Origin of the sequence: Streptomyces lavendulae subsp. lavendulae (assembly GCF_002803845.1) — a bacterium.
In the GTDB taxonomy this organism is placed as follows: domain Bacteria; phylum Actinomycetota; class Actinomycetes; order Streptomycetales; family Streptomycetaceae; genus Streptomyces; species Streptomyces lavendulae.
The window spans coordinates 7109285-7124696 of the sequence record NZ_CP024985.1 but is presented as its reverse complement, the minus strand read 5'-3'; the positions used below and the strand labels follow the sequence as shown (position 1 = coordinate 7124696).

Below are 15412 nucleotides of genomic sequence, written 5' to 3'. Positions count from 1 at the left end.
GACGCCCGTGGACTCTCGACGCGCGTATTACCCGCTGGTTAAGGTGCGCCGACGAGAGAGCGATCGGGAGGCCACGTGTCCGCTGAGGAGGATGGGGGTTCGCTGTTCGTGCTGACCGCCGTACTGCTGACCCCCACGCAGTTCCCGACGGCGTTCGGCGACGACTTTCCGCAGGCCTGCGCCCTTCTGGGCGTGTCCCCGGTCGCCGACGGGTACGGGCTGGTGCTCGGGCAGGACGCGGAGGGCGCGCGCTGGACGGTCGTCGTCGACGACGTTTCGCTCGTGGCCACCGCGATCGCCTCCTGGGACTGCGGCATGGAGTACGAGCTGTCGCCCGACGAGAGCACGATCGTGCTCTCGCTGGCGGGCTGGCCGCTGGACCTGACGGTGGCGGCGCCGGGCATCCCGGAGCCGCACGACCCGGAGCAGGGTGCGGACGGCACCGGGCGGGTGCCGCTGGCTCCGCCGTCGGCGGAGTCGTGGGGCCCGGTGCAGCGGCGCCTGGGCGCGGACCAGATCGCCCGGGAGTGGGCGGACTGGCGGGAGCGGGTCGCGACGGACGGCGGGGCCGCCGCTGCGGCGCACCCCGGGCTGGCGCGGGCGCTGCGGGAGGCCACGGGATACGCCGTGCAGGCGCCACCGGCGGGCCGGGTCCGGTCCGCCTTCGCCGGTGAGGGCGTGCGGACCTTCCGGGCGGACGGGCCCGGCTGGTCCCTGGTGGCCCGGACCGACGACGCGGCCTTCGTCCTGCTCGACGAGGAGCCGGGCGAGGTCCTGACCGTCCCGCGCGCGGGCGCCGCGGAACTGCCCGGACTCACCGAGCTGCTGGCGGCCCTGGACCGCGCGGCAACCCGGCCTTCCTGACACCCCGCGGGCTCACGCCCCGCTCATCTCCGGGCCCTGTTCGCAGGTCCGGGCGTGGGCGTCAGCACGGACGTGGGCACAAACGTGGACACGGACGTGGAGGCGGGCGTAGGTGCGCGGCGAACGTCACCCGCCGGCAGGCCGGCGGTGCCTCCCCGTCGGCGCGATCGACCGACCGGGCCTCAGACGCGTTCGAGCGGAACGTGCGGGAGTTCCGGCAGGGTCACCGTGATGGAGTCGCCGGGGCGTATGGTGCCTCCCCGGTGGACCACGCCCATGATCCCGGCCTTGCGGACCACCCGGCCCTCCTCGTCCCGGCCAACGACCTGCTTGAGCAACCCGTCCTGGAAGGAGTTGATCTGCGGGCAGGGATTGCGCAGCCCGGTCACCTCGACCACCGCCTCCTCACCGAGACGCAGGAGCGCACCGGTCGGCAGCGCGTGCAGGTCTATGCCCTCCGTGGTGACGTTCTCCCCGAGCTGGCCCGGTGCGACGCTGAATCCCGCCGCGGCCACCTCGTCAAACAGCTCCCGGTGGATCAGGTGCACCTGGCGAAGGTTCGGCTGGGTCGGATCGGCGGCCACCCGCGAACGGTGCTTGACCGTGACCCCCGCGTGCACGTCGCCCTCCACACCCAGGCCCGCGAGCAGCGTGATGCTCTCCCGGTTGGGCTTGGTGAACGAGTACTCGGCGTTGCTGCTGACCGCCGCGATCTGTGCCGTGCTCATCGTAAACGCCCCCCTGTGGCCGTCAGCGGCCCAGTTGCTTCCTCGACATACCCCGCAGACGACGCTTCTGGGAAGAATCCAGCAGGAGATAGGCCACGACCGGGACTCCGATCAGGACCGCCAGTCCTGCCCAGAACCCGAGCAGGGAGTACAGCACGATGGCTGCCACGACCGCACCAACGGCGATCTTCGCGCCCTTCGACATCGGCGGACACCTCCTTCTTCCACGTCGACCACTACCCTCACAACGCGCCACCGGTGCCGCGCGTTCCCGGCCACCCGGGTGGCCTTCGGAGTGACCCGGGTCACGGCATCACCCCGGCCCGCGGCTCTCCGGCGTGGGTTACCCTCGGCCGCCCCGTACCCGGTAGTCAAGTGTGAGGAACGCGTGCTCTCCGAGGTCTCCGGCCCCGTCCCCCGCTCGGCCGTCTTCCTGCCCGCGGACCCTCCCCGTGAGGGCCGCGTCGCCTTCTGGGAGCCCACGGGGCCCGGGGGACCGGAGGCTGTGCGGGCGGGATCCGGGGAACTGCGCGTCGTCACCCCCGGGCTGCGCCTCGCCACCGTCCCCGCCCTGCTGCTGCCCGTCGGCGCGGCCCTCCCCCTGCTCACCCGGGCCCGGACGGCCGCCGCCGCACCGGCCCCCGGGTCCTCGGCCACCGGGCCCTCGGACGCCTGGCCCTCGGACGCCGGCGCCTCAGACGCCGGTTCCTCGGATGCCGGGCCCTCGGCCACCGCGTTCTGGGGCGCCGCCGCGCTGCTCGCCCTCCGCCTCGTCGCCCGCGGTCTGCTGCTCCCCGGGCTGAGCCCCGAGGGCCACGACGCGTGGCGGATCGGCCCGCTGGACGCCGAAGCCCTCGACGAGATCCGGGAACTGGCCGCCGCGATGCCACCCGCGGCCCACTGCGTCCCCGTGGGCCCCGACGACACCACCGCCCCGCCCCGGCTGCCCTCGCCCGAGCCGCTCCTGCGGGCCTTCCTCGACGCGGTCGCCGACACCCTCCCCCGGTCCCCCGCCGCGTCCGTCGTGGCGGGCGGTCCCGCCTACGCCGCCGCCGGGCCGGCGGCGGCCGCACCCCCGCCCGGCACCGGGCTGCGCGCCTGGGCCGACGAGGTGGCCGCGGGCCACGACCGCGGGATCCGGATCTCCCTGCGCGTCGAACTCCGTGGCGCCGGGCGTGCCGAGGAGGGAGAGGAGGGGGAGGAGGGAGCGGAAACCCCGGCCCCGTCCTTCCGCGCCGTCCTCCAACTGCACGGCCTCGCCGACGCCTCCCTGGTCGCCGATGCCCGCGACGTCTGGGCCGCCGCCGGACCCACCGGCGCCGCCTTCCCGCCCCGCGCCCGGCTGGACGCCCTGCGGGCCCTGCGCCGGGCCGTCAAGCTGTGGCCGCCCCTCACCCCGATGCTGGGGGCGGCCGTACCGGACTCGGTCGACCTCGCCGACGAGGAGGTCGCCGAGCTGCTCGGCGAAACCGCCGGGGTCCTCGCCGCCGACGGCGTCCAGGTGCACTGGCCCCGCGGTCTCGCGCGCACCCTCACCTCCCGCGCCGTCGCCACCCTCCCGGTCACGAGCACCCGCCCCGGCAGGGCCACCGCCCCCGGTTCCGTGCCGCCCGCCCTCCTCGGCGCCGGTTCCCTACTCTCCTTCGACTGGCGCCACTCCCTCGGCGACGGGGCCGACGACCTCACCCCCGCCGAACTCGACCGGCTCGCCGAGGACAAGCGCCCCCTGGTCCGGCTGCGCGACCAGTGGGTGCTGGTCGACCCCGCCGCCGTACGCCGCGCCCGCGCCCGCCGGGACGGGCCCGTCCCCGTCGCAGCGGCGGACGCGCTGGCCGCCGTACTCACCGGATCGGCCGAGGTCGAGGGCGCGCGGGTCGACGTCACGGCGTCGGGGGCGCTGGCCGCGCTGCGCGAGCGGCTGACCGGGGAGCCGGCGCCGGTGGTGGCGCCGGTGGGGTTGCGGGCGACGTTGCGGGACTACCAGCTGCGGGGTCTGGCGTGGCTGGACCTGATGACCTCGCTCGGGCTGGGCGGTTGCCTGGCCGATGACATGGGGTTGGGCAAGACGGTCACGCTGATCGCCCTGCACCTGCACCGGGCCCGGCCCGAGCCGACGCTGGTGGTCTGCCCGGCGTCCCTGCTGGGGAACTGGCAGCGGGAGATCGAGAAGTTCGCGCCCGGGACACCGGTGCGCCGCTTCCACGGCGCGGGCCGCAGCCTGGACGGCCCGGCCGGCGGCTTCGTGCTCACCACGTACGCCACCATGCGCCGGGACTCCCCCACCCTCGCCGCCACGCCCTGGGGCATGGTCGTCGCCGACGAGGCCCAGCACGTCAAGAACCCGCGTTCCTCCACCGCGAAGGCGCTGCGGACCATCCCGGCCCCGGCCCGCGTGGCCCTGACGGGCACCCCCGTCGAGAACGACCTCTCGGAACTGTGGGCCCTGCTCGACTGGACCACGCCCGGACTCCTCGGCAGCCCCGGCACCTTCCGCACCCGCTACGCCGAGCCCGTCGAGAGCGGCCGCGACCCGTACGCGGCGGCCCGGCTGGCGGCGCTGGTGCGGCCGTTCCTGCTGCGCCGCAAGAAGTCCGACCCGGGGATCGCCCCCGAACTGCCGCCCAAGACCGAGACCGACCACCCCGTCGCGCTCAGCCCCGAACAGGCGGCACTGTACGAGGCCGTCGTACGCGAGACCCTCGCCGCGATCGGGGCGGCGGACGGCATGGAGCGCCGGGGGCTCGTCGTGAAGCTGCTGACCTCGCTCAAGCAGATCTGCAACCACCCCGGCCAGTACACCGGGGACCGCCGGGGAGGAGCTTCCGGCAAGCTCGAACTGCTCGACGAGCTCCTGAACACGATCCTGGCCGAGGACGGTTCGGTGCTGGTCTTCACCCAGTACGTGACCATGGCCCGGATCCTGGAGAAGCACCTCGCCGACCGCGGCATCCCCTGCCGGCTCCTGCACGGCGGCACCCCCGTCCCGCGCCGCGAGGAACTCGTCGACCTGTTCCAGTCCGGCGAGGTCCCCGTCCTCCTGCTCTCCCTCAAGGCCGCCGGCACCGGCCTCAACCTCACCCGCGCCGGACACGTCGTCCACTACGACCGCTGGTGGAACCCCGCCGTCGAGGAACAGGCCACCGACCGCGCCTACCGCATCGGCCAGACCCAGCCCGTCCAGGTCCACCGGATCATCGCCGAAGGCACCGTCGAGGACCGCATCGCCGAGATGCTGGAGGCCAAGCGCGCCCTGGCCGACGCGGTACTGGGCTCCGGCGAGTCGGCGCTGACCGAGCTGACCGAGCTGACCGATGCCGAACTGGCCGAGCTGGTGGCCCTGCGCACCGACGACGACGGGGGGAACCACCGGTGAACGGCGGCCACGACGACCCCTATGCGAGGACCTTCCCGGCGCTGCCCCGGCACACCGGGCGGAGCTCCGCCGCCACCTGGTGGGGCCACGCCTGGCTGCGGGCCGTGGAGGAGGGGGCACTGGACGGGCAGCAGGTCGGACAGGGCAGGCGGTACGCGCGTACGGGCGCGGTCGGCGCCGTGTCGGCGCGCCCGGGCCGGCTCACGGCCGTGGTGCGCGACCCGGACGGGACGGCGCACCGGACGGACGTGCTGGTCCGGGAGTTCACGGGAGCGGAATGGGACCGGGTGCTGGGCCTGGCCGCCGCGGAGTCGGGGTACATCGCGGAGTTGCTGGACCGGGAGGTGCCGCCGGGGCTGGCCGAGGAGGCGGCGGCGGCCGGGGTGGGCCTGCTGCCCGGCCTCGGCGACCTCGACCCGCAGTGCGACTGCGGCGAGTGGGACCACTGTCCGCACACGGCGGCGCTCTGCCACCAGGTGGCACGGCTGCTGGACCGGGATCCGTTCGTGCTGCTCCTCCTGCGCGGGCGGGGGGAGCGGGAGGTGCTGGAAGCGCTGGAGGAACGCAGCGCGGCAGGTGCGGAGACGGGGACCGAAGCGGAATCCACCCCGGGGGATGCGGGAGTGCCGGCCGCCGAGGCGTTCGCGGCCGCCGCCCGGGGCCTGCCGCCGCTGCCGCCGCTGCCCGTGCCGCCGGAGGGTCCCGGCCAGCCGCCGTCGCTGGACACCGAATCGGAGCCGGCCGGGCTGGACGTGGACGCGGTGGAGTTCCTCGCGCAGGCGGCCGCCTCCGAGGCCTTCCGGCTGCTCGCGGAGGCGCTGGCTCCGGGGCATGCGGCGCGTGCTCCGCGGCCCCCGCTGACCACGGCCGAAGACGCGGTACGGCTCACCGCCGAGGCCGGCCCCTTCCGGCTCCGGTTCCGCCTGGCGGCGGCTACCGGACGCGACCGGGCGGCCACCGACCGGGCCGTACGGGCCTGGGGCTTCGGCGGGGCCCCGGCCCTCGCGGCGCTGGAGGACGACTGGACGCCGGACCGTGCCACCCTGACCCGGGCCGGCTCCGCCCTGGCGGCGGCCTGGCCGGACGAGGAGGCGCCGGTGCTGCGCCGGGTCCGTGCCCGCTGGACGGCACCCGACGGGGAACGGCAGCTGCGGCTGGACCGGGACGGCCGCTGGTGGCCGCTGCGCCGCGAGTCGGGCCGATGGCACCTGGCGGGCCCCTCGGCCCCCGACCCGGCATCGGCCCTGACCTCCCTCGCCCCACCGGACCTCCCGGCCACGCCGGCACCGGCCCCACCCACCCCGACCACCCCGACCACCCCGACCACCCCACCCGACCCCCGACAGGGCCTCCCTTAGCCGATCCCCCACGCCCCGGATCCCCCGCGAATCCCCCGCCCCACCCGGTTTCGGCACGGTGTGGCCGACGTAGTGCTTGCCGGGGTGCGGGAGCCGCACGACGATGGGGGCGCTCCGCGCACCCGCGGCGCCACGGTCCCTCGGGAGGGTGACATGGGTGGTCCGTCGTTGGCGCTGCCGGGCGGGGCGGATCCCGTAGAGCGCACGCGCGTCCTGCGGCGGGCGCACGAGGCGTTCACCCGGGACGGGCGGGTCGAGCCGCCGGTGCGGGCGGTGATCGCCAAGTCCTGGCGGCGGTGCGCGCGGGCGCGGGTCAGCCCGGAGGCCAGGCCCCGGCTGGAGCTGTCCGGGGCGGACCTGCGGGACTACCGCGCGGCGCACCCCCTGGCCCGGGTGATGCCCCTGTTCCGGGAGCTCGTCGGGGCGTTCGCGGCGCACGGGGCCCATCTGCTGGCGGTGTGCGACGCGCGCGGCGGGCTGCTGTGGGTCGAGGGAGAACCGGAGACCCTGCGGCGGGCCGAGCGGCTGGGCTTCGTAGCGGGGGCCCGCTGGGCGGAGACCGTGGTGGGAACCAACGCGCCCGGCACGGCGGTCGCGCTCGGGGAACCCGTCCAGGTCTTCGGGGCCGAACACTTCAGCCGCCTCGTGCACCCCTGGACCTGCGCGGCGGCTCCCGTGCGCGATCCCGCCACCGGCCGGGTGCTGGGGGCGGTCGACATCACCGGCGGGGACGGGCTGGCCCACCCCCACTCGCTCGCGCTCGTACAGGCGGTGGCACGGGCCGCCGAGGCCCAGCTGGCGCTGCTCGCGCCGCACCCGGCCGGCGCGGCCCGGGACAGCCTCACGGCGCTCGGCCGCGACGAGGCCCTGCTGGTGCTCGGCGGCCGGCGGATCGTGCTGGGACGGCGGCACAGCGAGATCATGGCGCTGCTCGCACAGCACCCCGAGGGCCTGTCGGGAGAGGAACTGGCCCACGCGCTCTACGAGAACGAGTCGGTCTCGGCGGTGACCCTGCGGGCGGAGGTGTCCCGGCTGCGCACGCTGCTGGGCGCCGGGAACCTGCTCTCCCGCCCCTACCGGACCGCCGCCCCGGTGGAGGCCGACTTCACCGCGGTCACCCGGCACCTGGCCGCCGGCGCGGTATCGGCCGGCCTGTCCCGGTACACGGGCCCCCTGCTGCCGGCCTCCGGCGCGCCGGGCATCGTACGGCTGCGGCGGCGCATCGAGGACCAGGCGCGGGCGGCGGTGATCGCCCGTGCCGACGCGGGGCTGCTGACCGACTGGGTGTGCAGTGCGTGGGGCGCGGAGGACCCGGAGGTGTGGCGGGCGCTGGCGGCGGCCCTGCCGCCGGAGGGACGGCCGGCCGCGCTGGCCCGCGTACGGGCCCTGGACGAGGAGTTGGGCGGGGGCCCGCAGCGGGTGCCCCGGCGGCACGCAACGTACCCGCAACCCGCCCGCTCCTAGCCTCCTCCCCGAGCGCCGTCCGACGGTGGCCGGCGCCCGGCAAGGGGAGGAACACCATGGCCCGTTACGCTGCGCCCGGTACCGAGGGCGCGCTGATGGCGTACGCGTCCCGCTACGACCACTTCATCGGCGGCGAGTACGTCGAGCCGGTCCGGGGCCGGTACTTCGAGAACCCCTCCCCCGTGAACGGCCGGCCCTTCACCGAGATCGCGCGGGGCACGGCGGAGGACGTGGAGCGGGCCCTGGACGCGGCGCACGCGGCGGCCCCCGCCTGGGGCCGCACCTCGGTCACCGAACGGTCCACGGTCCTGCTGCGCATCGCGGACCGGATGGAGCAGAACCTGGAGGCCCTCGCGGTCGCGGAGACGTGGGAGAACGGCAAGCCGGTCCGCGAGACCCTCGCCGCGGACATCCCCCTCGCGATCGACCAGTTCCGCTACTTCGCGGGCGCGCTGCGCGCCCAGGAGGGGGCGCTGAGCCAGCTCGACGACGACACGGTGGCCTACCACTTCCACGAGCCGCTCGGCGTGGTCGCGCAGATCATCCCGTGGAACTTCCCCATCCTGATGGCCGTGTGGAAACTCGCCCCCGCGCTCGCGGCAGGCAACACGGTGGTCCTCAAGCCGGCCGAGCAGACGCCGGCTTCGGTGCACTACTGGCTGAGCCTGGTGTCCGACCTGCTGCCTCCGGGCGTGGTGAACGTCGTCAACGGTTTCGGCGAGGAGGCGGGCAAGCCGCTCGCGTCGAGCCCGCGCGTGGCGAAGGTGGCCTTCACCGGGGAGACCTCGACCGGGCGCCTGATCATGCAGTACGCGGCCGAGCACCTGAAGCCGGTCACCCTGGAACTCGGCGGCAAGAGTCCCAACCTGTTCTTCGACGACATCTGGACGACGGACGACGACCTGCGCGACAAGGCCCTGGAGGGCTTCACGATGTTCGCGCTGAACCAGGGCGAGGTGTGTACGAGCCCGTCGCGCGCCCTGATCGAGCGCGGCCGCTACGGCGACTTCCTGGACGCGGCGGTCGCCCGCACGGAGCTGATCGTGCCCGGTCATCCCCTGGACACGGACACGATGATCGGCGCGCAGGCCTCGGAGGAGCAGCTGAGGAAGGTCCTGTCGTACGTGGAGATCGGCCAGCGGGAGGGCGCGAAGGTCCTCACGGGTGGCGGGCGCATCGACCACGGCGGCGACCTGGCGGGCGGCTTCTACGTCGAGCCGACCATCTTCGAGGGGGACAACCGGATGCGGATCTTCCAGGAGGAGATCTTCGGCCCGGTGGTGTCGGTGACCTCCTTCCAGGACTTCGACGACGCCGTGCGCATCGCCAACGACACGTCCTACGGCCTGGGCGCGGGCGTCTGGACCCGCGACATCAACACGGCGTACCGCGCGGGCCGCGCGATCCAGGCGGGCCGCGTCTGGACGAACTGCTACCACGCCTACCCGGCCCACGCTGCATTTGGTGGGACCAAGCAGTCCGGGATCGGCCGCGAGACCCACAAGATGATGCTTGAGCACTACCAGTGGACCAAGAACCTGCTTGTCAGCTACTCACCGAAGAAGCTCGGATTCTTCTAAGAACGCAGCCACTGCTGCTCAGTCCGGCTCGCACTCCTGTCAGACCGGTGTGCGAGCCTCCGGGCATGAGCTACGACCTCGTTGTCTGGGAAGGTGCACGTCCCACGGACGACAAGACCGCCGGCAAAGTCTTCGCCGACCTCTACAACCACTACATCGAAGAAGGGCCCAATCATCCTCCGAGCGAACGCATCTCCGCTTACGTAGCCGCGCTTCTGGAACGATGGTGCGACCTCACGGAGGACGAGGAAGACACGTCACCGTGGTCAACGGGCCCGCTGATCGGTGAAGCCAGCGGGCCACTGATCTACTTCCCCATGCGCTGGAGCATGGCCGACGAAGCGTCGGCCTACGCTGCGGATCTCGCGCACTCGATGGGCCTGGTCTGTTTCGACGTCCAATGGGACCGGCTCCGACCCTGACTTGGGCTCCGAGCTGGGACGTCTGACGGCCCTCGTTCCCCCTCGCCTTCACCGCCAACAAGGGCAGCGACACGCTCCAGTGCCTCCGCCGACAGAGGTGGGGCCTGTCGCAGCCAGTGATCGAGCCAGTCCCCAAGAACCTGCTGGTCAGCTACTCGCCGAAGAACCTCGGGTTCTTCTGACGTCTTCGGTGAGACGCGCCAGCAGGCGCTGGAGCAGCCTAGATCGCGAGCCATGAGGCGGTGCTGCAGCAGCGGTACGTCATGCCGCGGCGGCCGACGGCGTCCTTGGCTCCGGACATTGCCCACGCCTCGCAGTCGTTGCGGTTGCCGGACAACGGCCGGCCGACCACAACGACGCCCCAGGTGTCGGCGTGGATCACGACTTGATGGTTTAGGTCTGACGAACCGGCTTCCGTAATGCAGTTGGCCGCTGGAGCACCCCACTTCAGACTGGCGGGCATGACCACGAACCCCGGCCCCCTGCTCGTCGTCGACGCCGACGATCCCACCACGTGGCCGCAGCCTCTCGCCGACCTCGTATACGAGCTCGCGGACGACGCTCGCCGTGAGCATCACGATCCCGAGAGCTACGAGGACCTCGACCTCGACTCGTACGAGGAGACCGTGCGCCGCTTCCTCGAAGGGCATGTCGTCCGGGCATGGCACAGCAGCCGCCTCCTAGATCACGAGAGAGAAGCGATCCGCGTTCGGGGGCTGCGGCTCCTCACCCCCGACCTCGTGAACGAGCGCCTGGACCAGGCCCGCGAGCGCGGCTTCCTGACCCCTTCTGAGTACAGGACCCTGCGCGCGAACAACCACACCGTCCCGGAGCACCGTGGGTGGGCAAAGCGCGAGGACCAGATATGTCTGCGTCTCTCCCGTGCCGCCATGGTGCATCACGGTGGCGGTGGCCGGCTGCTGACCTGCTGGGGAGGTGAGGCACTCTATGCGCTGCATGAAGGAACTGCTTCCGAACTCGCCATGAAGCTCCGCGACCTCGGCACGGCAACGATCGTCACAGCGCTGCTCGACTTCACGGCCCCCGGCACCGGACCACACCATGTGTCCCGGTCCATCGTGCACGTACTCGTCGGCAAAGCCCTTGGTTACGCGCCAGCCGACGCCAGCATCGTCTACCGGGCGCCGATCCCGCCCCACCGGATTGAGTCCATCGTGACTCCGGGCGACGCTGGGTACGACCAGTTCCCTGGGTTGCCCCGCCGCTGATTCCCGCCCCCGCTCACGCGGCCGGCACCCGATGATCCAGCGCTGCGCGGGCACGCGCCTCGAACTCGCGAATCCGCTCCCACACCATGTCTGACAGCCCCACCACGTCAGTCGGGCCCTCGCGAAACACGGACCGTACGGAACGAGAGACTGCCAGAGGATGCTCAGGTGGATACACGCCAGCCGCACATGCCCAGGCGGTCATCGCGCGCACGGCCTGGTGGGCGGCGTGCGCCACTTCCTCTGGTCCCTCCACCAGAACCAGCGCCAGCGCCTTACTGATGGACGGTCGCAGCACGTCGACTCGTCCACACAGCTCCGCTCTGTCCGGCCCCGTGCAGTCGGCTCGGGCTCCGCCACCGGCCTGGACGCTTCAGATAGCCTCGACACAGGCCACGGCAGCCTCCGCGAAAGAGTGCCTGGGCCAGCACCGGTCGGTCATCGAGCGGACCGTCTCCTGGCTCACCGGATACCGTCGGCTCAACCATCGCTACGGACACCACCCCGCAACTACCTGGTCTTCCTCGACCTCGCTGCTTCCCTGGGCTGCTACAAGTAACTCCTCCGTCTCACCGCATAGGACACGGTCTAAGAGGCCTTGTCGGTGGTGCTCTCTATCCTGTCGGTTAAACAGGTCCAGGGGGAGGAACGCATGACGCTCGACGGTGGCCGGGTCGCTGCTCGCGGGTTTCAGTACCAGTACTTGCGTACCGTGGAAGCGTTGCTGGCAGGACTTGGCACAGGTGAAGTGGCGGCGTGCCGGGTGGAGGGACCTGCTGGAGCGACGTCGGTCCAGCAGGCTGATTGCGTCGACTTCGATCTGGTCGACGCCGACGGGCGTTCTCTTGTGGCAGTGCAGGTCAAGAGCGCCGGGCCCACACGTGTGATCCGGGCACGGGACGCCGTGGCGGTAGTGCTGCATCTGATCACCGGTTTTGACGCGATGAAGTACCGTTTGATCACTTCTGCTTCCCCAAACGAAAGCTGTCTCCGGCTGGCCGAAGTACTCAGGCTTCACGGCGCCGACCTACCGGCTCTGCAGAAGGAGTTGGAAGAACTCCTGAAGCGGGCTCCGGCCACCTGGGCGCTATGCAAGGCGCTGACGTCACAGCAGTGGGAGCGGCTGGGACGTGCGGAGATCGACTTCGACCCGCGCAGTGAGGCGCAGTTGCGCCAGGACCTCAACGACGCGTTGCGCCTCCAGCGAGAGCGAAGCGGGCGTGGGCTGTCCGATCGGGTCGGCGGCTTCGTACTGGGATACTTGGTGGCCGAGGTCATGCGGCGTGCGGCCGATCCGGGTCTGGCGCAGTGGGACGTCGAGGACTTCCGGCGTTTGGCGCTGGCTGAGGACAAGCAGCTGATCGCTGCGGTGGGCCGGCAGGATTTCGGTCTCGTATACGGCCCGATGCCGAACGTCCCTGAGGTGTCCAGGTCGGATCTGGTCGCCGAGATCGACGCGGTCGTTTCTAGCGGTTCAGGAAACTCCGGCACCGTTCCCGTATGTGTCGTCACCGGCTTGTCAGGGCTGGGCAAATCGAGTCTGGCCGCCGCTTACGTCGCGGAGCATGCCTACCGCTACGACAGGATCTTCTGGGTCGAGGCCGAGACGGAAGAGGCGTTGACCGCGTCGTTCGCCCGGATACTCGGTCATCTGACGGGGACTGGCGGTTCTGTGGAGGTGACGGACCCTCGGCTGATTCGTGAGCGGGTGCACGCGTTGCTCCAGTCTTTGCCAGGGCCGTGGCTCATGGTGTTCGACGATGCGGCGGCGAAGTCCACCCGCCCTTGGTTGCCCAGCTTGGGCCGGGGCGGGATCATCGTCACGTCGCTGGGCGGAAACTGGCGTAATGCGCGTGGACACGTCGAAGTAGGTGCCCTGCGCGACGAGCAGGCTCTGGAGTTGCTGCGGTTGCGCCTGGAGCTGTCGGACGGTGAGGCTGCGCAGCATGCCGAGGTGGTGTCCCGCCTAGCGCAGGCCCTGGAGTGCTGGCCTTTGGCCATCGAGGTGGCCTGCGGCTATCTGGTCAGCTGTGGAATCGGAGTGCATCGGCTGGATTCCTATGCGGACACACTGCTGCAGCGAGCGGCAGACGACGAAGACTCGGTTCCATCCGGCTATCCCCGCACACTGGCCGCCGCAGTCGCCTTGAGCGTCGAGCGTCTGATCACGAGTGCCCAGGCCAGGAACCTGGTGCAACCCACCCTGTCCACTCTCGCGGCCTTGTGCTGGCTGGCTCCACGTCGGATCCCCGTCCATCTCGCCCTCGCCTGCGCAATCGTCGGCATAGAGCAGTTGCCGTCGTCTCCCGGCTGGTTGGTCCTGGACGAGGTCGAACATCCCGTACGTGAGGTCTTCCGCGAACTCACTAACGTCTCCTTGGTGCGCTACGACGAGCCTCTGCCGGTTCGCAAGGAGGCCTTTGCGGGGAGCGAAGACACCGTTTCGATGAACTCGGTGCTGCAGGTCATCCTGGCACGGCACCTCGGGCTGGCGCAGATTGCTGCGACGGCGCTGCCGCAAGTGGCCGCCCACACCAATCAGTGGCTTCTGGGGGCGATCGAGACAGACGAGGCCGAGCGCTCGTGGGAGCTTGCTCAACACGTCACTGCCTTGATCGGGCACGTCGAGGACGTCGGGATTGCCGATCTCCAGACCTGTCTGCTCATGGGGAACCTCGCGGCCTTTCATCTCGCGCACGGCCAGTACGAGACCGCGCAGCAGCTACTCGAGCGCGAGCTGGTACGACTTGAGCAGGCTGGCCATCCCGATCTCGGTGTGACCGCACAGGTCGAAGTCCTGCTGGCCCACATTGTGCAACTACGTGAACCCGTCGACGCAGCCGACCAGATCGAAGAACGGCTCGGTCGAGTGTTGTCCCATCTCCTCGCCCTGCCAGCCCCACTCGATCCCCGTCCGATCGAGCTCGCCGCCAACGCGGTGTTGGTCCTCCAGACCCAGCTACGCCTGGCCTCCCACGACGGTCTCTCCCGGCTGCTCCAGCGCTTCGTCTCAGTAACTGATGCCGCCCCAGGAACCGCAACCACCCAGGCACTGCGCGACCTCGCTGACATCTCAGAGCTGCTGAGCGCGGGGGAAGCCCAGCGCGCCGAACAGGCCGCATCCGCTGCCATCGCCACCGTGTCCGTGCCCTGGAGCAAGTCCTCGGCAGAGTTGAAGCGCCTGCTCATCGAGGCTCTCGTCCAGCAGGAGAAGTGGCAGGACGCCCATGCGGCGCTCACCGACTTCCTGCCCTACTCCGGGCCCCACACTCTGCACAGCTTCTCCGTGCGAAACCTTGTACACAATGTCGGCCTTGCCAGCGCATGGAAGTGGGTCACGAGCGGAAATCAGCAGGCAGTCGAGTTCTTGGGGCGCCTCCTCGAAGAAACCAGCATCGACGAGAACCCGGCGCCGGAAATCCCCACGGATCACGCGCGCTTCGTCCTCCTGCGTCTGGTGCACGGCATGTGGCGGTCCTTCAGCACCAACTCCGCAGCCTCCGCGCCCATGGACCTAATGAGGCATCTGACGGACAAGACGTTCACCGAGCCCTACGATCCGGACAGCGTGTGGGAACGGCTCTACCAAGGACTCACACCGCGGCTCGCGGTGTTGGCCGGGGAAATCGTGCATCGCAAGCACCAGGCTGAGAGCGGGGAGATCATCTCCGCCGCCGGCACCCAGCTCCTCGCCGCCCCAGCGATGCACGCCGTGTACGAGGAGGCAGCCCCATGCCATGGACGAGCGGCGATGTCCTCCGACCCCGCCTATTCCGTTCTGGGCGGCACCTCCAACCTCGAGGTTCTGCTTCCCGAGTTCCGCCACATGCTCCCCGGCCCCCGCGCCATGGTGTTCCTCGAACCCACCAACATGCGCGTGGTGACTTCTCTCGAATCCGGGAAGTCGACCGAACTGCAGATCCACCGGGCCTGTGACAAGGGCTTCAGGCGCCTGATAGACAGGGCCGCCAGCGTTCCGTCAGCCGAGGACATCACTCTCACTCTCACCGGCCGTCACCTCGTGCTGGAACACAGGGACGGCACGGTCATCGCCCGCGCCAGCGTCCACGTCTCCGGCCAATGGCTCAAGGCAGCACGCACCCGAGGCACCGCGGTGGTCTACTACGGCTACGGCCTCGACCTGCAAGAGACGGCAGCCCACCGGCGTCTTCTCTCGTCGCCCGCAACACTTGGTGAACGCTTGTCAGACGTCAGCAGCAAAGGCCTTCTCGCCGCCGCACTTGTCTCCGTGAACCTGCGTCCCTCCCCCACCCCTGACGCGCAGGACCGCCCGCCTGCGCCCCCGCGCAAGCAGCCCAAGCAAGGGAGCAGACGGTCACGGAGCAAGCGGGGCAGGTGATGCAGGGCCGCGCGAGCGGGTGAAACCCGGAGAT

Annotated in this window: 10 protein-coding genes and 2 pseudogenes; 9 read left to right on the top strand and 3 right to left on the bottom strand. The window is 71.4% G+C overall.

The window, feature by feature from the left end:
• Positions 1-75: 75 nt before the first annotated feature.
• Positions 76-864 carry a hypothetical protein gene (locus SLAV_RS31870; protein ID WP_030232632.1) on the top strand — a complete coding sequence of 263 codons (789 nt, stop codon included), beginning with the start codon at positions 76-78 and terminating at the stop codon, positions 862-864.
• A gap of 182 nt (positions 865-1046) precedes the next feature.
• Here SLAV_RS31870 and SLAV_RS31865 read toward each other — a convergent pair whose 3' ends face one another.
• Positions 1047-1592 carry an MOSC domain-containing protein gene (locus SLAV_RS31865; RefSeq protein WP_030232629.1) on the bottom strand — a complete coding sequence of 182 codons (546 nt, stop codon included), beginning with the start codon at positions 1590-1592 and terminating at the stop codon, positions 1047-1049.
• 22 nt (positions 1593-1614) lie between these two features.
• A complete protein-coding gene (locus SLAV_RS31860; RefSeq protein WP_030232626.1) occupies positions 1615-1797 on the bottom strand; it encodes a tail-anchor membrane protein in 183 nt (60 codons plus the stop codon).
• 183 nt (positions 1798-1980) lie between these two features.
• Between SLAV_RS31860 and SLAV_RS31855 the strand changes: the two genes are divergently transcribed.
• The 5 genes from SLAV_RS31855 (at position 1981) to SLAV_RS31835 (ending at position 9789) form a co-directional block, all read left to right on the top strand.
• Entirely contained in the window at positions 1981-4965 is a 2985-nt protein-coding gene (locus SLAV_RS31855; RefSeq protein WP_100661107.1) for an SCO1167/SCO6262 family helicase, read from the top strand.
• Positions 4962-6323 carry an SWF or SNF family helicase gene (locus tag SLAV_RS31850; RefSeq protein ID WP_030232623.1) on the top strand — a complete coding sequence of 454 codons (1362 nt, stop codon included), beginning with the start codon at positions 4962-4964 and terminating at the stop codon, positions 6321-6323. Before SLAV_RS31855 ends, SLAV_RS31850 begins: the two co-directional genes overlap by 4 nt.
• Positions 6324-6476: 153 nt before the next feature.
• A complete protein-coding gene (locus tag SLAV_RS31845) occupies positions 6477-7787 on the top strand; it encodes a GAF domain-containing protein (protein WP_030232620.1) in 1311 nt (436 codons plus the stop codon).
• Positions 7788-7843: 56 nt separating this feature from the next.
• A complete protein-coding gene (gene exaC, locus SLAV_RS31840) occupies positions 7844-9367 on the top strand; it encodes an acetaldehyde dehydrogenase ExaC (protein ID WP_030232617.1) in 1524 nt (507 codons plus the stop codon).
• 65 nt (positions 9368-9432) lie between these two features.
• Positions 9433-9789 carry a hypothetical protein gene (locus SLAV_RS31835; protein ID WP_030232615.1) on the top strand — a complete coding sequence of 119 codons (357 nt, stop codon included), beginning with the start codon at positions 9433-9435 and terminating at the stop codon, positions 9787-9789.
• 271 nt (positions 9790-10060) lie between these two features.
• Here the strand turns inward: SLAV_RS31835 and SLAV_RS31830 are convergent.
• Positions 10061-10183: pseudogene (locus SLAV_RS31830) on the bottom strand (IS5/IS1182 family transposase); the annotation flags it as partial.
• Between the two features lie 67 nt (positions 10184-10250).
• On the opposite strand from SLAV_RS31830, the gene SLAV_RS31825 reads away from it, so the two are divergent.
• From SLAV_RS31825 to SLAV_RS31820, 3 genes and pseudogenes are all read left to right on the top strand, one after another.
• Positions 10251-11018: a hypothetical protein gene (locus tag SLAV_RS31825; RefSeq protein WP_030232612.1), complete on the top strand. Its 768-nt coding sequence runs from the start codon at positions 10251-10253 to the stop codon at positions 11016-11018.
• A gap of 407 nt (positions 11019-11425) precedes the next feature.
• A pseudogene (locus SLAV_RS42660) lies at positions 11426-11577 on the top strand (IS5/IS1182 family transposase); the annotation flags it as partial.
• A gap of 93 nt (positions 11578-11670) precedes the next feature.
• Complete coding sequence (locus SLAV_RS31820) at positions 11671-15378, top strand: tetratricopeptide repeat-containing protein (protein ID WP_158740719.1); 3708 nt, start codon at positions 11671-11673, stop codon at positions 15376-15378.
• Positions 15379-15412: the final 34 nt, after the last annotated feature.